This window comes from Pseudomonas sp. BC42 (assembly GCF_021560055.1).
Taxonomy (GTDB): Bacteria; Pseudomonadota; Gammaproteobacteria; order Pseudomonadales; family Pseudomonadaceae; genus Aquipseudomonas.
On the sequence record NZ_CP091067.1, the window covers coordinates 4,430,695 to 4,448,624 of the forward strand.

The following is a 17,930-nucleotide window of genomic DNA, read 5'->3' on the forward strand; positions in this document are numbered from 1 at the left end:
TGCCTGCCGACGCTTTCGCCGGCAAGCCCGACAAGAGGCAGGTATTACAGAGGATTCAACACCCTGCGCGATGGCTGTTCCGGCCGATGGCAGTTGACGTTGTTGCGACCGCCGCTCTTGGCCACGTACAAGGCCTGATCGGCATCGTTGAGCCAGTCCATGGCTTCGCCATGCCCGGGACTGAAGGCCGCCAGGCCAATGCTCAGGCTGACCTGCAAGGCCGGGCTCTGTTCATCCCCCAGGCTCGCAAAACGTCCGCGCAAGGCCTCCATCCGTTCGGCGGCCTGCTCCAGGGGCACATCCGGGAGGATCACGCAGAACTCATCGCCGCCATAACGCCCGGCCTGATCGCTGGCCCGCAGGTTCTGCCTGAGGATCTTGCTCAACTGGCGCAGCACCCCATCCCCGGCCACATGGCCGTAGGTGTCGTTGATGGCCTTGAAGTGATCGATGTCGATCAAGGCGATGGCGCCGCCGCGCCCCTGGCGCTTGCAGCGCTGGAACTCGATTTCCAGCTGGTCCTTCCAGGCCCCGTGATTGAGCAGCCCGGTCAGGCTGTCGGTGCGACTCAGGGCCAGCAGCTCGCGCTTGTGCCGCCCCAGGGTGGCCGCCTGGCGGTAGCAGATGTAACCCAGGGTCATGGGGTACAGGGTCAGCATCGGCAGACAGGCGTACAGCTGCAGCGGCGTGGTCTGGGCGACGAAGGACAGGCCGAACAGCCACAGGCCCAGGCCAACGCCCAGGGCCTGGGCCAGGCTGCCGGCGAGAAAGAAGCGCACCCCGCCCAGGGCGATGTTGTTCATCGCCATCATCCCCAGGGTGGTGGCCAGCGGCAGCGGATTGAAGTGCATGGCCGCGACCCAGAACCCGCCGAGCAAGGAGTCCACCAGCAGGTTGCGGTACTCGGCGCGAAACGGCACCCGCGACCAGCGCGCCCACTGATAGGCCAGGTGCGGCCAGACCAAGGCGTTGCACAGCATCAGCCCCCAGACCCAGGGCGCCGGTTGCAGCGGCCACATCCCGGCGGCCACGCACACCAAGCCCAGGCTCAGGCCCAGAATCCGCGATTTATACAGCCTCCTGGCCAATGACAGTCCCTTTCCTCTGGTGTACTGCGCAGGGGCCAAGTTGCCTCCGTCCAGCGATGGGAAAGATGCGCGAGCGATAGCGGCGGGATCGACCGGTGCAAGTCTAGACACACGGTTTCAAAACGCCATCAGTGTACACAGCCTGCCCGCTCCGGTCGGGCCCGCTGAGCGGGAATCTGCCCGCCCACCCCGACAAGCGCTGCGAGCCAGCGGCCCCATGCATTCGTTTGCAGAATGAAGTTCAGAGGAAACTTCGTTTGTCAGCCCCGGCACCGGCCAGCAGAATCGAGGCCGATCCGTACCTCTCTCGCTTCGATATCCACTGCCACGGGAACCCTGTCCATGAGCAACCAGCGCTTCGTCAGTCCTGACCTGATCCGCCAGGGATTTTCCCGGGCGATGTCGGATATGTACCGCGAGGAGGTGCCGCTCTACGGCGCCCTGATGACCCTGGTGGCCCAGGTCAATGCCCAGGTCCTGGAGCAGCAGCCGGCGATCGCCCAACACCTGCGGCGCAGCGGCGAACTGCAGCGCCTGGACCTGGAGCGCCACGGCGCCATCCGCGTCGGCACCGCCGCGGAGCTGGCGACCCTGGCCCGGTTGTTTGCGGTGATGGGCATGCAGCCGGTGGGCTACTACGACCTGACCCCGGCCGGGGTGCCGGTGCATTCCACGGCCTTTCGCGCGGTCCACGAAGAAGCCCTGCAGGTCAGCCCGTTCCGGGTCTTCACCTCGCTGCTGCGCCTGGAACTGATCGACAACCTCGAACTGCGAGGCTTTGCCCAACAGGTGCTGTCCCAGCGCCAGATCTTCACCCCCAAGGTGCTGGAGCTGATTGAACAGGCCCAGGCCGAAGGCGGACTGGATGAAGACGACGCCCAGCGCTTCATCCAGGAAGCCCTGGAAACCTTCCGCTGGCACCACCACGCCACGGTGACCGCCGCCCAGTACGCCAGCCTCAGCGCCCAGCACCGGCTGATCGCCGACGTGGTGGCGTTCAAGGGCCCGCACATCAATCACCTGACCCCGCGCACCCTGGACATCGATGAAGTGCAACGGCTGATGCCCGCGCACGGCATCACCCCCAAGGCGGTGATCGAGGGCCCGCCGCGCCGGGACTGCCCGATCCTGCTGCGCCAGACCAGTTTCAAGGCCCTGGAGGAACCCGTGGCCTTCAGCGACCAGGCCGACACCCAGGGCAGCCACAGCGCGCGTTTTGGCGAGATCGAACAGCGCGGCGCGGCGCTGACTCCCAAGGGCCGCGAGCTCTACGACCGCCTGCTGAACGCCGCCCGCGACGCCCTCGGCGACTTCCCCAACGAAGCCAACGCCCAGCGCTACAACCAGCTGATGCAAGAGCACTTCAGGGCGTTTCCCGACAGCCACCCGGCCATGCGCGAACAGGGCCTGGCGTACTTTCGCTACTTCGTCAGCGAAGCCGGGCTCGCGGCCCGCGCCGAGCCCCAGCGCCCCACCACCCTGCCGGCCCTGCTGGCAGCCGGCCACCTGGGCTTCGAGCCCCTGGTCTATGAGGATTTCCTGCCGGTGAGCGCCGCCGGGATCTTCCAGTCCAACCTGGGTGACGACAGCCAGAGCCACTACGCCGAGCACTCCAACCGCCAGGCCTTTGAAAACGCCCTGGGCCGCGCCACCCTCGACGAGCTGCAGCTGTATGCCCAGACCCAGCAACGCTCCCTGGAGCAGTGCGCCGCCACCCTCGGTCTGCCGACGCTGTAAGCCGCGCCCGGCATCGACCCAGGGGTCGATGCCGCCCTCCTCCCTGCGCGTTCGCCCATGGTCACGGACCCGCCGCGGCGTTATTCTGCCGCCATTTGCGCCCCTCCGGCGGCGCGCCACCACCAGGGATGGACACGGCGAATGAGATTCGCGATCGGCCTGTTTTTATGCGCGGCACTCTGCAATGCACTCACCACCCACGCCGCAGAAACCGTCAACGACATCACCCAGCTCAACCCCATCGTGGTCGATCAGGTGGTGCGCCCCACCACCCTGGAGCAGATCGTCAAGCAGGTGGCCGAGCACCCCGGGCCCATCGCCATCGGCGGCGGGCGCTACAGCATGGGCGGCCAGACCGCCACCGAGCACGCCCTGCAGATCGACATGCGCGGCTTCAACCAAGTGCTCGACTTCTCCAAAGAGCGCAAGGAAATCACCGTGCAGCCGGGCATCACCTGGCGCGCCGTGCAGGACTACATCGACCCCCACGACCTGTCCGTGAGCATCATGCAGAGCTACGCCAACTTCACCGTCGGAGGCGCCCTGAGCGTCAACGCCCATGGCCGCTACATCGGCTACGGCCCGCTGGTGAGCTCGGTGAAAGCCATCAAGCTGGTGCTGGCCGACGGCCAAGTGATGGACGCCAGCCCGCAGCACAACAGTGAGCTGTTCTACGGCGCCATCGGCGGCTACGGCGGCCTGGGGGTGATCGTCCAAGCCACCCTGCAACTGAGCGACAACGTGCGCCTGCTGCGCAGCGTCGACGAAATGCCCCTCGGCGACTACCGGCGCTACTTCCAGACCCAGATCCACAACAACCCCAAGGTCATCCTGCACAACGCGGTGCTCTACCCCGACCGGTACCAGACCCTGCGCGCGGTGTCCTACAGCCAGACCGAGCTGCCGGTCACGGTCAAGGAACGCCTCACGCCCCTGGACCAGAACTACTGGAAAGAACAGAAGGCCCTGAAAGTGGTGAGCCAGTGGCCCGGCGGCAAGACCCTGCGCCAGGAAGTGATCGACCCCCTGGTGCTGAAGAAACCGCAAGTGTCCTGGCGCAACCACGAAGCCAGCCTCGACGTACGCGAACTGGAACCCGAGTCCCGGGCCCAGCGCACCTACGTGCTGCAGGAATACTTCGTGCCCCCCGACCAGTTGGAAAGCTTCATCCAGGAGATGGGCGCGACCCTGCGGGCGCACAAGGTCAACGTGATCAACCTGTCGATCCGCCACGCCAAGGCCGACCCTGGCACCCTGCTGGCCTGGGCCAAGACCGAAGTCTTCGCCCTGGTGCTGTACTACCAGCAGAGCACCGCGCCAGAGGAACGGGAAAAAGTCGGCGAATGGACCCGCGTCCTGGTGGACAGCGCCATCCAGCACGGCGGCAGCTACTACCTGCCGTACCAGATCCACGCCACGGTGCAGCAGTTTCGCGCGGCCTATCCACGGGCCGGGGAGTTTCTCGCGTTGAAAGCCCGGGTCGATCCGCAGAACAAGTTCCGCAACAAGTTGTGGGATGCGTATGGGGTGGGGGCGCGGCCTTGAGCTCTTGAGTGCAAGCACGCTGTTCAATCATCAGCCGCGTCCAGGGTAGAAGCCTGCAAACACAAGGCGTCATACAATAGCGCGCCAACGCCGTTGCAGCGGATCAGCCCGCCCGCTTTCCTTCGCCCGCCGCTGCACAATCAGCGGCCGGGCCTGGAAACCCGCAAGTGCAAAAGGCGCTACAGCAGCGCCCAGACCATCAACTGCAGGCGCTTTTTTTGTGCCCGCGTTCTTGAGTCATGGCGGCTGTACGTGGGAGACCTTCGGGTCTGCCGGGTTCCTTTTGCCTCGGTTTTCCAGCCCGCGTACAGCTGCCACCCTTTCGCCTGGAAACGAAAACGGCAGCGTCTTCTAGCAAAAGGAGCCACGCCATGTACGTATTCCATCGACACCAACCTCAGCACCCGCAGCAAACCGCCGGAGGTGCCCAATGACCGCCTCCGTCAAAACCCTCGGCATCGTCACCTTCGCCCCCTGCGGCGACAAAGACAAAAGCCTGTTCAAGGTCAACCCGGACATACCCGTGGGCGAAGCCCTGGAACATGCGTCCAACCTGTTCCATTACGCCAAGAAACTCATGCTGGACGCGGCCATGGAACCCCAGGGCGAGCGCTACGCCTGGCCGGCCTACTACCTGTGCGAAATGGGCAAGGCGGTGGTGGATGATCTGTCCCAGGCACTGTTGCCCGAGGCCACCGTACAGTTAGAACGAAGCTGACTCAGCTTGCTTGGGGCGGTGTATGGGCCGCCCTTTTTTCGGTGGCGTCTCCCGCTAAATTCGTTCCCTTAACACGTTTGGGGGCTCCTTCCTCCAGCCCTTTCTCTGTCATAAGCACTCTATATTTTTCAGAGCTAGCAGCAACCCTCTTCTTATTCTCCAGCCCCCAATAACTATCAGACAAGTTACTTAGCACAGCCAAACGCACCATCTTTATCACAAGCTACATACGGAGCAACTTCCCTGAGGTTATCTATATAGACTACTTCACAGGGCACTTGGACCAGTTTCGAATCAGTCGCATCAGACACAACAACCCCAGCAGAGGTCTTGACTACGCCCTTTTCCTCGCCATCAAAATGACTATAAACGCCATACTTGTAAGAACCTACAGAAAAGGCCAACTCTCTATAAGAAACCTGATAACGAAAGTAATAATTAAATGCAAACCCTTTAAAACCAAATCCATCCGCTGGAAAAATTATTTCTTTTCGGCTTGCTCGCCCAAATCGATATTGAATCCCCGACAGCACATCATTCGCATACTTAGAACATACCGCAAGATTTTTCCCCTTTCGTACCTCGCATTGAAAAACCACTTTTTTAGTACCGCACATATCTTCCTTAGAAGCCCCTGCAGAAGTAGCACACAACATAAACATTACAAAAAAAGCAAATACAGCAGCACGGCTCTCACCGCCCATCCCCACCCCTCTCAAGCCAATATCACGTATACCTCACTGACCTAATTATATATCTACACACCAAGCCAACCTTGAACCGCACGAGAATCTAATAGATCGTCACAGGCAACATAAAATAGCTGTAGCGCTTATCACCACGCTTCGAAACTCCTTCTCCTTTAAACCCATCACCATAAGCAACCCCCGAAAAAACGGCACGAGCTTCTTTCGTTCCACGTGCATATTCTGACAAACTCATAATATCTGCTGTTATACAACCTCTAATATCTATCACATCCGAGATCCCCTCAAGCCTATAGCTACCCTGACTCTGACAACCATCTAACGTCAGATCAGTCCTAAACAAAGTAGATGGAGAAATAAGCCCAGAGCAAGACACTCTCTTTTCTAATAACACTGCGCAGTTCGAATAGCATGCCATTCGAAACAGATCTGGCTCGTCACTACCCCCCCCAAAAAATAAGACGCTGTACCTTCCTGCTTGGACTTTCTATAAACAGTTGCCGTGACAAAAAGACTTCCAGAAATAGAAGGCGGACTAATCACTGTCGCCGAATCCAGCGAGCCTCCCTCTAAATCACCGCATGCACCTTTGATAGCCACTCACTCAAAGTCAGTCCTACTTGGCGAGTCAAATGCATACCCTCTCCTCGGAATTCATAGGCACGCCATAAAGGTCCAGCTGAAATAGTCATATCTTTTAAAAAAACGTAAACCCTGTCTAGAGCAACCTTTCCACCACGATAATAAAATGATGTGAACTGCTGGGTTTTGGCGGGAGAATAGCTCTTGACCTCCATCACATACATGTCATGAAGCTTGTACAAGGAACTGCTATATAACGTACCACTGGCCTCTGACAAATCAAAAACCCTCCGTTGTGCGACAACATCAAAAACATACCCTTCCGAATCGATGAGAACATCGCAAACAGTATTATTTTTTTGGCCTTCCACGTACAACATGCGTTCATCCGACAACAAATCAGCAACTACATATCTTGAAAAATCAAGATCACTGCCAAGAATGAAAATTTCATATTTTCACCCTCAACAAAATACTCTCAAACCTTTATCGTTGATAACTTTAATGGCATACCAGAATCGAAATAGAACCAACAACACATACCAAAAAGAGACTGGCAATTATTTATTTTCATCAGCAGTGTTTTCTCTTATAAACACAGACCATTAAGAGTTACTCGGACGCACCTTCATATCTCTGAGAGTCGCGATTGAAGCTCCAGACATAAGACTTAGTCAACGCCTCCCCTCCCTTATATACAACACTTCCATCCTTATCTCTCTGATACGAGTACACCTCAATATCTTTATATTTACTCTCACCATCACGGGAGACATCTAAAACTTTAACACCTGCAAAATAGTCCCCACCAACAAATTTCAAATACCCTCGACACTGAATAAAGAAACCATAAACCCTGTCCTTACTTGACCCTTCACTACCAGAAGAAGAAAAAATAAAGTCCTTCATCCCATCACCATTAAGATCATCATTATAGATAACCCTACCTTCTTGAACAGAGAACTTCACCCCATCAACTCTTGAAAGAACCTGAACAGGATCACCATCTTCTGCCCACTGTGAAATAAAATGTTTGGGACCATTGGCATCACAAACTTCTACTGCTGCAGCACAAGCAATCGGTGAAAGCAGAAAAAGAGCTAGGATATATTTCATATTCACTCATCCAGAATAAAGGTATTACGGCCAGTTCGGACTGCGCCCTGGGGCTGGGTAGAACCAAAAGCTATGCTGGTCGTTATAGTGGAGTTTACAACTGCGGCCGCAGATAGAAGCCCTCTAGACAAGGCAGCTTCATGTGCATCGCCCCAGTTTGATACCGGTAATTGCCAATTCACCGTAGCTGTTTCATTTATTGTTTGCTGAATGATTGGCACGATTCTTTGATAGTCATCATGAACTACATGTGACGGCCGGTATACGTGCCATCTCAAAAGTATTGCAACACTCTTCTCTGAGGTAAAAACGCCACCCAGGGTACTAATTACAGTCGTAGCGCCAACACGAAACTGAACTTCCTTAGCCAAAAGATCCCTAACCCTGACTTTGGCCATAGACCACATCGCCTCCCTATAGCCCGATAAGGTTCGACCTGCCATGCTCAGCCGATAAAACCAATGCCAAGTCTTTAAGTAATGGGCTTCCTCTTTAGTTCTCAGCAAATCATTAAATTCACTCTCGGCATGTACCTGCTGAACAGGAACATATGTATCATTTGTTAACCTCACCCATCCAGAATATGTTTTCAGATCCTCAGCATACAACCTCGAATCCCCCCAATCATATTTTGGATAAATCCCAAAATCACCAAAGACCTTCCTAAAAATTTCGTTATTTCTTTGTTTTAGGTAAGAAATAAAACCAACAAATTCACCCCTCCCGTATTGACCACTATCGAACAACCCCATAGTCCAGTGGCATGGCCCTGCAGACACGAGTGCATTATCCCATGCATTGAGCACATCAAAACGCCCAAAGCATTCTGCTTCAGCCACCACTCGAACAGTACGATAAGTTGATAGAGCCGGACTATTAAGTTGTGCGGGATTGACTGGTGATCCGGTTATATTTTGCACCGTCATTTCAGCCTCTGGCGACCAACTATGTCCTTTACTCGCGTTAGGCCCACCAAAACCTCGAGACTCGTAATAACCTACAACATGATAATGGTTTTGCGCTCGCCCAGCAGGAAAATCAAAATAACTTGAAAAATCTCTAACAAAAACTCTCGGCGCCCCCTCAGTAAAGCTATCATGCGCCCAAATATTGCATCCGGATGCAGCAATATCACTCCTGACGCCATGGACCATTTTCCAAGCCTCAAGGACTACCGGACATCTATAGTCATTCTCCAGCCAGTGGTCTATCGCCAATCTGGTTTGTGCATTCATAACCCCACTTATAGGGCCAGAGTACCGAGCCGAGTTAGCAACCGACTGCAAACTATCGACATAGTAACTAACCGGACCTGCGGTTGTTCCGCCCACAACTGCTGCTTTTCCTGCTTTGGCCAAAATCGCTGCCGAACCGTCAAAATATACGTCTAGATTATCTACCTTTACAGGGGAGCCAGTTTGATCTAATAAGAGCAAGCCCTTTTTATCTTGCCTAACACATGCTACTTGAGCCATGGATGCGTAAATTTGAAACTCTCTAACACCCCAACCAGTACGAACCCCAAACGCGCCGTCTGGCTTTCCAACTACAGAGAACCCTAAAAAAGCCAAATCTTCCTGAAGCTTTCTTACATGTTCATAAACAGCTAAAGCTGCACTATTACCTGAAGGTGAAATAGCTGTTTCAGCAGAAATATTGGAAAGGTTCGGATTGTCCACGCCTCCCCATCGCGGAGGTAAATTCTGCGCTGGTTTACCATCATGATCTCCAAAAAAAAGATCGAAGCCCCCATAATTCATCACTCTTTTCCTTACGAAATATGTTGTTCTTCCAACCGTTTTACATCATTCACAGACAGGTAATCTTTATCTGCCAGCCCACATGAACGTTGGAAGCAGCGAGTGGCATACTTTGTTTTTTGACCGTTTTTACCATCAACTTTTCCATGATAAAAACCGAGATTCCTCAGCCGTGACTGAAGCCCCTTGACATCCGACGCAACTGGTTGCGAGTTTAAATCGAGTTCCCATATCCACGGCTGTGCCTCAATCCCAAAGGCGTAGAAGGTTAACTTTCCTTTTTTAGCCTTTAGCGGAACAGGTTGATCTACAAACCCGTCAGCAGATGTTGTTCCCTTATAAGTCACACCATCGGCTTCCAATATATAAGGCTGCCCAGAGATGCCTTTCTTGTCATAGGGGCGTTTCATTTGAATTCGAAAGCTTTTGCGAAGGTTTTCTGATGGTGAGGGTTGCGGCGCATTCACCAACGCCCTTTCCATCAAACTCCCCGCTCTATCCCGATCCGCCGCCCCCGGCTGCAACGGCGCCTTGATGGCGATCCCGCTGCCACTGCCCGGGGCGCCGCCGGCGTTCTGTTTCACCAGCGGTCCGACGATAGTCACGCCGCCGGGGTCGAGCTTGATAAAGCTGCCGCCAGCCTTGAGGGTCATTTCCAGGGCCGCTTCGATGACGATCTTGTCCCCGGCCTTGAGGTGGATTTCCTGGCCGGCCTGGGTCAGTTGCGCCACGCCGAGCTTGATGTGCTGGGTGTCGGCCACGGTGAGGTGGTCGTCGGCGCGGATTTCGGTCTTGCGCGCGCCGTGGGTGGTGCGGTGTTCCTCGGCCTTGAATTCGCTGTAGGCGTTTTGCTCCACGCTGTCGTGACGTTGGTGGCCGATGCGGATCTTCTGGTCGTGCTGGATGTTCTGGTCCCAGTCGCGCTGGGCGTGGACGAAGATCTGTTCGGCGCCCTTCTTGTCTTCGATGCGCAGTTCGTTGAAACCGCCGCCACCCGGCGAGCTCAGGGTCTTGAAGACGCTGCGGGTCTTGTGCGCTGGCAGCGTGTAGGGCACTTCGTGTTCCTTGTGGTACAGGCAGCCGCTGACCAGGGGTTGGTCGGGGTCGCCTTCGAGAAAGCTCACCAGCACTTCCATGCCGATGCGCGGGATGACCAGGGCGCCGTAGCGGTCGCCGGCCCAGCCGGAGGCCACACGCAGCCAGCAACTGCTCTTGTCGTCGCCCTGGCCCTCGCGGTCCCAATGAAACTGCACCTTGACCCGGCCGTACTGATCGCAGTGGATCTCCTCCCCCGCCGGGCCGGTGACCACCGCGGTCTGGCTGCCCAGCACCTGGGGCTTGGGGTGCTTGAGCGGCGGTCGGTAGAACACGTCCCAGGGGGTGGCCAGAAAGCGGTTGCGGTAGCCCTGCTGGAAGCCGTCCTCGGCCCGGGTATCGCTGGTGATGGACTCTTCCAGCACCTGGGGCTGCTTGCCTTCGTGGGTCACCTGGGTCAGCAGCCAGAGGTCGTTCCATTCCCGGCGCGGGTGCTCGGACAATTGCAGAAAATGCCCGCTGACCAGCCGTGGTTCATCGCCCCAGCCCTCGGCCTGCCGATAGTCGGCGCGGTGGCGTTCCAGGGCGCGCTGGCTGAGCAACTTGCCCCGGGCACGGTCAGTGAAGCGTCCAGGGTAGTCATAGTCCTCCAGGTCCGGTTCCGGGTTTCGGGCCTCGGGCCGGTAGGCGGCCTCCAGTTGCAGGCGCGGTTTCTCGAAGTCGTAATCGCGGCGGCTAGTGCGACTGGTGCGCGACTCCAGGCGCACTTCGAAGCCCTTGATCACCGGCTCGTCGGCCACCAATCCGCTGCCGCGCACATAGGCGGTGGGCCGGCCGAGCTTGGGGAACGCGGTCTGATTGTCGGCAAACACCAGCAGGTGGCCGCCACGACTGTGCTGGAAGTGGTAATGCAGGCCTTCCTCTTCGCACATACGCTGGATGAAGTGCAGGTCGCTCTCGTCGTACTGCACGCAGTAGTCGCGCTCCGGGCACGGATGCTCGATCTGGAACCGATAGGCGTCGGCGAGGATGCCGTGCTCTTCGAGAATCGCGGCGATGATGGTCGGCACCGCCCGTTGCTGGAAGATCCGCTGGTTGATGCGGTGGCGCAGGTAGTCCAGGCGTGGCACCAGGGACAGCTGGTAATGGGTCAGGCGCTGGCCGGAGTCGCCCTGGGCCACGCGCCGGATCTGGCCATGAATGCCATGGCCCTGGGGATCGAAGGCGAGAAAGGCCTGCTTGTGCAGCAGCCCTTCCAGGTCCAGGGCCGGGTTGTCGCTGACCAGTTGCAGGTCGAAGCGAAAGGGTTGGCTGATGCCTTCGGTGCCCTTGAATCCCAGCACCTGCAAGTCATTGGCAAAGTCTTCGACGCTCAGGCTGAAGTGGGTTTCACTGGCCGAGTTGAACATGTGCTGCTCCTTGTTCGCTGTTCATGGTTCATGCCGCTGCAACCAGCCGCCCAGCCAGCCGCCCCTGGGGGCAAAGGCATCCCGCAGTTCATCGACGCCGATGGCCCGCTCCGCGGCATTCAGCGCCAGGGCCGTGCGCAGCGCCGGCCAGCAGTACTCCGGCAGTTGTCGCGGGCGTTGCAGTTGCAGGTCCAGCTGCTGGTCCCGGGCCTGGGTCGAGGGCAGGCGGCGATAAGGGTGCTTGCCGCTGACCAGTTCGTGGATCACGCAGGCCACGGCGAACAGATCCGCCGCTGCCGACAGCGGCGCGCCTTCCAGCAGCTCCGGGGCTGCGTAGCTGGGAGTCCAGGCGGCGAAACGCTGGCGGTTGAGCCCTGGCAGGCCCGGCAACTGACCCTGGGCGGCGCGGCTCAGACCGAAGTCGAACAGGCGCAGGCCGTCATCGCCGAGCATCAGGTTGCCGGGCTTGAGGTCGCCGTGCAGCACCCCGCGGCCATGGCAGTAAGCCAGGGCCTCCAGCAATGCCAGAATCACCTCCCGCGACTGCGCCCAGGGCAACCCCAGGGGCCACTGGCAGAGCAGTTGGTCCAGGGGCATGCCGCGCAGCTGTTCCATGGTGATAAAGGCGCAGGCATGCCCGGTGTCCACATCGAAGCCGTGCACCCGCACGATGTGCCGATGGTGCAGGCGCCGGGTCAGGGCGAATTCGCCGTAGAGCAAGGCGCTGGCATCCGGCGCATCGGCGAAGGCTTCGCTGAGCAGCTTCAGCGCCACATAAGGTTCCGGGTCGCCGAACTGTTCATGCAGCAGGTCCCGGGCGCGGTACACCACGCCCATGCCGCCGGCCCCCAGCAAGCGCTCCAGCCGGTAGCGCCCGGCCAGCACCTGGGGCAGCCCGCCCTGGGGGTCGAGCGCCTTGAGCGGCGGGCCGATCGGCAAGCGCCGTTTGCCGCAACCCCGGGCCTTGCCGCGCCCCTTGGAGCCTTTGCCGCGCCCCTTGACCGGCCGCGGCTGCGTTGCCGCAGCCGCCACCACCCGGGTCAGTTCGCCCGGCGCCGGCGAGGGTGAATGCGGGTGCAACAGCGGCAGGTTCATTGGCGCACCACCACCGCGGTCAGGTTGTCCCGCGCCTCGCCGTCCAGGGCGTCCTCGAACAAACGCTGCAAGGCCACTTGCGGCGCCGCCAAGCTCAAGGCACGGCACAAGGCGTTGCGAGTCAACTCCTGGTACAGGCCGTCGCTGCACAGCAGGAATACGTCGTCGGGATAGACCTGCAGTTCCAGCACTTCCAGGCTCAGGCGCTCGCTGGCGCCCACCGCCCGGGTCAGGGCGTTGGCCGCCGGGTGCGAGCGGGCCTGTTCGACGCTCATCTGCTGCTCGTCGATGAGTTTCTGCATCAGCGAATGATCCCGCGACAGCTGGTACAGGCGCTGCTCGCGCCACAGGTAGCAGCGGCTGTCACCGGCCCAGACGCAGGCGGCGCGATCGCCCTGCAGCAACAGCGCGACCACGGTGCTGCCCATGATGCTGTCGCGCCGTCCGGCGGTAACCGTCAGTTCCTGGCCCAGGCGCCGGTTGAGCCAGTGCAGGCACTGGCGCACGCCGGCCAGGCGGGCCTCGAAGCTGTCCTCGGTCGGCAGCTCGGCGAGGCTGCTGATGATCAGCCGGCTGGCGATGTCGCCGCCCTGGTGCCCGCCCATGCCGTCGGCCACCACCCACAGGCCGCGCTCCGGGCAGTCGAGAAAGGCATCCTCGTTGCGCCGGCGAACCTTGCCCGGGTCGGTACGGGCCGCGCTGCGCCAGGTCCCGGCAGCGTTCATCAGAGCTGCACCGGCAGGCGGAAGCTGCGCAGCACGCCCATGTCGAAGGGGTTGGGGGTGCGCTGGCTGTGCAGCAGGTAATTGGCCCGCAATCCGCCCAGGTCGGCCTTGATCACCATCACGTCGCGTCCGCTCAGGTATTCGTTCTGCATCAGGTCGAACAGGCGGAACAGCGACCAGGGACCGCTGTTCTTCTCGATACCGATGGGCCGGCCGGCGAGTTTTTCCAGGACCAGGCTGGTGCGGCCGTTTTCCGCATCGGTGGGCCATTTGAAGGCCATGGGCACGATCGGACCATGGCGGTACTCGATCTGCTGGTCGCCGAAGCGGAACTCGGCGCGGCTGACGCTGGGGTCCAGGGTGTAGGGTTCCAGGCGGAACTGCACCTGGGGCTCGGCCGGGTTCTCGGCGAAGAAGCTCTGGCGGATGACCTGGGCCGCGGCCATCTGGTCCAGGTAGACCCGGGACACCGGCAGGCTGTAGCCGTCGATGTTGCGCAGCCGGTAATTGCCCGGATCGCCCACCACGAAGGGCCGCAGGTAGGTGTCGAAGAAGCGCTCGGCCAGGCCCTGGGCCTTGAAGAACTCGCGGAAGTCGCCGATGGCCACCTCGCTGCTGCTGTGGGCATCGAACGGATAGCGCTGCTTGATGGCCTTGCCGTAAAAGCCGTAGAGCTCGCCCTGATAGCGCTGGTTGAGGTACTGGTACGCGTCGTTGAGCACCAGGCGCCAGGTGTCCTCGGCCAGCAGGTTGAACCAGGCGCTGACCGGCCGCGGCAGGCGCCCGGAGCTGGTGCGCAGGGTGCTCAGGGCATCGCGCTGGCCACTCATGCGGGTCTTGGCCATTTCAAAGGCCGCCTGCTCGGGATTGCCGGAGCGGGCCAGAAACGCCAGTTGCAGCTGCAGTTCGTTGAGCGCCTGCAGGGCCGGGGCCAGGTCCGCGGTGGGGCCGTTGTTGTCGTCGAGCAAACGGTGCAGCGGCTCGAAGCGGCTTTGCAGGGATTTGCGCGCGGTGTCCGGGAGTTTTTTCAGCAACCCGTCCTTGGCCTTGCCCGCGGCCGCCGCCGCGACCTTGCCCAAGGCGCCGCCACCGACCAGCTGGTCGGCGGCCTCGCTCAGCTCTGCGGCGGGCTCGGCCAGCACCGGAAAGCGCGTGTTCTCCCGCACTTCCACCAGCAGTTGCAAGATCGGCGAGTTGGCCGAGGTCAGGCCGGCCACTTGCTCGGCCCCTTCGCTGGCATCGTTGATCGGCTGCAGGGCCACCCGGCCCACCGCCTCGCCCCAGTGGTTGGCGTAGTCGCGAAAGTACAGCTGCTCCAGCTTGACCATCAGTTGGCGCAGGTCCATGCCGCTGATGTCGCTGCCCTCCCCCAGCACCCAGTTGTCCTGGAGGATGTCGCTCACCAGGCTGGCGCCCTGGATCGAGAAATACTGCTGATAGCCCTGCTGGGTGTAGAAGCCCGGGATCACATAATCGGCGCCCAGCAGCAGGTGGCCCTGGGGCCCCAGGTGCTGGCTCAGGCGATAGTCCGGCAGGCTCCGGGCCTGCTCACGCAGCACCCGGTAGATCACGTCGGCCAGCGACTCGCTGCGCAGCACCTGGCGCGCCTGGGCCACCAGCGGCTCATTGAGCGGGTAGCTGAAGGGTTGCTGCAACAGGCGCTCGAAGTGACGGTTGAGGCCGTTCTGCACCGCGCTGTTGCCGGGGTAGCGCCGCGACCAGTCGGCCGCCACCCAGTCCCGCAGCCAACTGGGGTCGCGGCGCTCCTTGAGGTTGAGCATCAGGTAGGCGCGCAGGCTGTTGAGCAGGCGCTCGCGGTCCTTGAGGTTGCTGCGGATCTGCCCTTCGAGCATCTGCGCCACCTTCGGCAGCAGCTGCTCTTGCAACTCGCGCTCATAGGCGGCGCGCAGCAGCGGGTTGCTGGCCTCGCCCTGGTACAGACCGCCGCGCTCATGCAGCGACACCTGGCCCTTGGGCGGAAACACCCGGGTCGCCTGGTCGCTCAGGTCCAGGCTCTTGAGCGCGGCCATGGCGTCGCTCCGGTCACTCAGGGTGGCGCGTTGCTGGGTCCATTCCCGGGCCAGTTCGCGCAGTTGCTCCAGGCGTCCATGGTTGGCGGAAAAGCCACTGGCCCATACCAGCCCGAACAGCCCCAGGGAACCCAGCGCCCCCACATAGAGGGCGCGCTGGCCCCAATCGATGCGCCGGCGCTCGCCCTTCTCCAGGCCCGCCAGTTCGGCTTCGGGGAAGATCACCTGACTGAGCAGGTGATGAATGAATCGCGCCCGCCCGCTGTGCAGGTTCGGCAACAGGCTGCTCGGCAGGCCCAGGTTGGCGCCGATCCCGGCCGTGTCGGGGTCCAGTGACTGGCTCAGGTGCGGCGCGCTGGTGAGGTAGAAACCACGCAACAGGCTGGCGCGCTGGTAGCGGTTGCCGGTGAAGGCCATGTCGACGAACAGGCACAGGCGCTCGCCGATCAGTCCCAACTGGTGCGGAAAATCCAGTATCCGCCCGCGACGCTGGGTGTCGCGCTCCTGGTGCATGCGCATGATCATCTGGCTGTTGAGGCGCCGCAGCAGGTCTTCGAACTCATCGCGCAGCACCGCCACATCGGTGCCGTCCTGCTCGCGACGGAAGCTGACACCCAGCACCTGTTCGCTCTCTTCACGGCTCAGTTGATCGAAGAACTCGTCGAACCCCAGCAGTTGGTCGGCCTTGCTCAGCACCAGGTACACCGGCACCTCCACATGCAGTTTTTGCCGCACTTCCTGCAGGCGACTGCGCACCTGGCGCGCAAAAAGCTCCAGGGCCTGTTCGTCGCCGCCCTGCAACACGTCCACCGGCAGCGCCAGGAGCACGCCATTGAGCGGCCGATTGCGCCGACGGCTGCGCAGCAGGCCGAGCAAGGTGCTCCAGGCGTGGCTGTCGGCCTCGGGATCGGGCTGGGTCAGGTAACGCCCGGCCGTATCGATCAGCACCCCGTGTTCAGCGAAGTACCAGTCGCAGTGGGCACTGCCCTGGGTGTCGCGGGTCAGCTTGCGATCAATGCGATTGAGGGGAAATTCCAGCCCGGAAAAATCCAGCAGGCTGGTCTTGCCGGCGCCCTTGGGCCCGAGCAGCAGGTACCAGGGCAGGTCCTGGCGCCAGCGCTCGCTGCGGCCGCGATACAGGCTGGAAGTCTTGAGGGTGCGCAGCGCTTCCTTGAAGCGACTGCGCAGTTCTTTCTCCTCGTCATCCATGCGTTGTTCGCGCTCCAGGCTCTGCCGGCCTTCCTCGCTGTCCTCCAGGGCGGTCTTGCGCACCCCGGCGCGCCAGTTGACGAACACCATGCTCAGGCCCCAGATCAGGCACAAGCCGCTGATGGTCGACAGCCGCGCGGTGGTGCTGGCCCAGAACCGATAGTCATCCACCGCCAGCAAGGGCCCGACGAACCACACCAGCAACGCCATCAACAGCACCAGTACCAGGGTCCAGACCCAGGTCCTGGCGAGGAACAGACCGACTTTCTTCAACAGAGTCTTCATCACAGTTTCCCGTCTTGCGGCGCACTCACGGACGCCGCCGAATCAAGCTGACGATAAGGTTGCAACACGCTCTCGCGCTGCTGCGCCAGAACCCAGGCAAACCCGGAATACATCACCGCCAGGCTCACCAGGGTGAACAGCGCCACCGTCCACCAGGGCACGATCCGCACCAGGTCCGGGCGCTGATCGCCAAAGCCCTGCCACTGCGGCGACAACTCCCGGGGCACGTCGCCGCGCAATTGGCGGATCTGCCGATACAGGGCATCGCGGATGCCTTCCAGCTCCAGCATGCCGCGGGGCGCGACCCGGTACTTGCCCTCGAACCCCAGGGACAGGCACAGGTAGATGAGCTCCAGCATCGGCAGGTGGCGCAGCGGATTGCGGGTCAGTTGCTCCAGCAGCTGAAAGACCTTTTCACCGCCGAAGGTCTCGTTGTGAAAGCTGCTCAGCAGGCTCATCTGCGACCATTGGCTCTCATTGCCCCAGGGGGTGCTCACCACCGCCTCGTCCGCCACCGTGCACAGCACATAGCGGGCGCTGCGCACCTGGCCGGCCTCGGCACCGTCGTGCAGCGCCCGGGCCTCGAACCGCCGGATGGCGGCGCTCAGTTGCTGGTTGAGCGCGCCCAGGTCTTCGCGCACCACGCTGTGCTTGAGCCGCACCACTTCCGAAAGCAGCTCGGACGCCGCGGCCACCAGGGCGTTGAGGCTGACGTTGAAGGCCTGGGCCGGTTGCAGGCGCGCGGCATAGATCATCCGCTGCTCCAGTTGCTCGATACGCGGCGGCGCGACGGAGTCCGTCAGCGGGCCGCTGCCGGCGTGGGGCTCGTGGCGATCGACGAGGACGGTCTTGTCGTCCTGCGGGTATTCACTGTCCTTGGTCATGGCAG

13 protein-coding genes are annotated in these 17,930 nt (G+C 60.6%); 3 read left to right on the top strand and 10 right to left on the bottom strand.

Annotated elements, in window-relative coordinates:
- Positions 1–44 precede the first annotated feature (44 nt).
- On the bottom strand, positions 45–1,127 hold the full coding sequence (locus tag L1O02_RS19805; RefSeq protein ID WP_235758562.1) for a diguanylate cyclase: 1,083 nt from the start codon (positions 1,125–1,127) through the stop codon (positions 45–47).
- A 303-nt stretch (positions 1,128–1,430) separates the two neighbouring features.
- Here L1O02_RS19805 and L1O02_RS19810 point away from each other — a divergent pair, with 303 nt between their 5' ends.
- From L1O02_RS19810 to L1O02_RS19820, 3 genes are all read left to right on the top strand, one after another.
- The gene (locus tag L1O02_RS19810; protein ID WP_181321545.1) at positions 1,431–2,825 is read left to right on the top strand and encodes a VOC family protein; all 1,395 of its coding nucleotides are present in this window, start codon (positions 1,431–1,433) and stop codon (positions 2,823–2,825) included.
- A gap of 141 nt (positions 2,826–2,966) precedes the next feature.
- Entirely contained in the window at positions 2,967–4,370 is a 1,404-nt protein-coding gene (locus tag L1O02_RS19815) for an FAD-binding oxidoreductase (RefSeq protein WP_108542728.1), read from the top strand.
- A 430-nt stretch (positions 4,371–4,800) separates the two neighbouring features.
- Entirely contained in the window at positions 4,801–5,088 is a 288-nt protein-coding gene (locus L1O02_RS19820) for a DUF3077 domain-containing protein (protein WP_235758563.1), read from the top strand.
- Between the two features lie 185 nt (positions 5,089–5,273).
- Here L1O02_RS19820 and L1O02_RS19825 read toward each other — a convergent pair whose 3' ends face one another.
- The 9 genes from L1O02_RS19825 to icmH all read right to left on the bottom strand — a co-directional run bounded on the left by L1O02_RS19825 (position 5,274) and on the right by icmH (position 17,925).
- Complete coding sequence (locus tag L1O02_RS19825; protein WP_146189162.1) at positions 5,274–5,792, bottom strand: hypothetical protein; 519 nt, start codon at positions 5,790–5,792, stop codon at positions 5,274–5,276.
- 572 nt (positions 5,793–6,364) lie between these two features.
- Positions 6,365–6,757: a hypothetical protein gene (locus tag L1O02_RS19830; protein ID WP_146189161.1), complete on the bottom strand. Its 393-nt coding sequence runs from the start codon at positions 6,755–6,757 to the stop codon at positions 6,365–6,367.
- Positions 6,758–6,989: 232 nt separating this feature from the next.
- Positions 6,990–7,493, bottom strand: a complete 504-nt coding sequence (locus L1O02_RS19835; protein WP_108542725.1) for a hypothetical protein — start codon at positions 7,491–7,493, stop codon at positions 6,990–6,992.
- A 2-nt stretch (positions 7,494–7,495) separates the two neighbouring features.
- Positions 7,496–9,253 (bottom strand): peptidoglycan-binding protein, encoded by a 1,758-nt coding sequence (locus L1O02_RS19840; protein WP_108542724.1) that lies wholly within the window; start codon positions 9,251–9,253, stop codon positions 7,496–7,498.
- 11 nt (positions 9,254–9,264) lie between these two features.
- A complete protein-coding gene (tssI, locus tag L1O02_RS19845) occupies positions 9,265–11,697 on the bottom strand; it encodes a type VI secretion system tip protein TssI/VgrG (RefSeq protein WP_108542723.1) in 2,433 nt (810 codons plus the stop codon).
- A gap of 21 nt (positions 11,698–11,718) precedes the next feature.
- Positions 11,719–12,792: a serine/threonine-protein kinase gene (locus tag L1O02_RS19850; protein ID WP_108542722.1), complete on the bottom strand. Its 1,074-nt coding sequence runs from the start codon at positions 12,790–12,792 to the stop codon at positions 11,719–11,721.
- Positions 12,789–13,517 carry a PP2C family serine/threonine-protein phosphatase gene (locus tag L1O02_RS19855; protein WP_235758564.1) on the bottom strand — a complete coding sequence of 243 codons (729 nt, stop codon included), beginning with the start codon at positions 13,515–13,517 and terminating at the stop codon, positions 12,789–12,791. Before L1O02_RS19855 ends, L1O02_RS19850 begins: the two co-directional genes overlap by 4 nt.
- Positions 13,517–17,041: a type VI secretion system membrane subunit TssM gene (gene tssM / locus L1O02_RS19860; protein WP_108542720.1), complete on the bottom strand. Its 3,525-nt coding sequence runs from the start codon at positions 17,039–17,041 to the stop codon at positions 13,517–13,519. Before tssM ends, L1O02_RS19855 begins: the two co-directional genes overlap by 1 nt.
- On the bottom strand, positions 17,041–17,925 hold the full coding sequence (icmH, locus tag L1O02_RS19865) for a type IVB secretion system protein IcmH/DotU (protein ID WP_108542719.1): 885 nt from the start codon (positions 17,923–17,925) through the stop codon (positions 17,041–17,043). Before icmH ends, tssM begins: the two co-directional genes overlap by 1 nt.
- Positions 17,926–17,930 lie beyond the last annotated feature (5 nt).

What these genes read in the sequence shown, in the direction of transcription:
- tssM (WP_108542720.1), bottom strand. Translation starts at nt 17,041, where the DNA reads ATGAAGACTCTGTTGAAGAAAGTCGGTCTGTTCCTCGCCAGGACCTGG.
- L1O02_RS19850 (WP_108542722.1), bottom strand. Translation starts at nt 12,792, where the DNA reads ATGAACCTGCCGCTGTTGCACCCGCATTCACCCTCGCCGGCGCCGGGC.
- L1O02_RS19840 (WP_108542724.1), bottom strand. Translation starts at nt 9,253, where the DNA reads ATGAATTATGGGGGCTTCGATCTTTTTTTTGGAGATCATGATGGTAAA.
- L1O02_RS19820 (WP_235758563.1), top strand. Translation starts at nt 4,801, where the DNA reads ATGACCGCCTCCGTCAAAACCCTCGGCATCGTCACCTTCGCCCCCTGC.
- L1O02_RS19855 (WP_235758564.1), bottom strand. Translation starts at nt 13,517, where the DNA reads ATGAACGCTGCCGGGACCTGGCGCAGCGCGGCCCGTACCGACCCGGGC.
- tssI (WP_108542723.1), bottom strand. Translation starts at nt 11,697, where the DNA reads ATGTTCAACTCGGCCAGTGAAACCCACTTCAGCCTGAGCGTCGAAGAC.
- L1O02_RS19830 (WP_146189161.1), bottom strand. Translation starts at nt 6,757, where the DNA reads ATGTTGTACGTGGAAGGCCAAAAAAATAATACTGTTTGCGATGTTCTC.
- L1O02_RS19835 (WP_108542725.1), bottom strand. Translation starts at nt 7,493, where the DNA reads ATGAAATATATCCTAGCTCTTTTTCTGCTTTCACCGATTGCTTGTGCT.
- L1O02_RS19810 (WP_181321545.1), top strand. Translation starts at nt 1,431, where the DNA reads ATGAGCAACCAGCGCTTCGTCAGTCCTGACCTGATCCGCCAGGGATTT.
- L1O02_RS19825 (WP_146189162.1), bottom strand. Translation starts at nt 5,792, where the DNA reads ATGGGCGGTGAGAGCCGTGCTGCTGTATTTGCTTTTTTTGTAATGTTT.
- icmH (WP_108542719.1), bottom strand. Translation starts at nt 17,925, where the DNA reads ATGACCAAGGACAGTGAATACCCGCAGGACGACAAGACCGTCCTCGTC.
- L1O02_RS19815 (WP_108542728.1), top strand. Translation starts at nt 2,967, where the DNA reads ATGAGATTCGCGATCGGCCTGTTTTTATGCGCGGCACTCTGCAATGCA.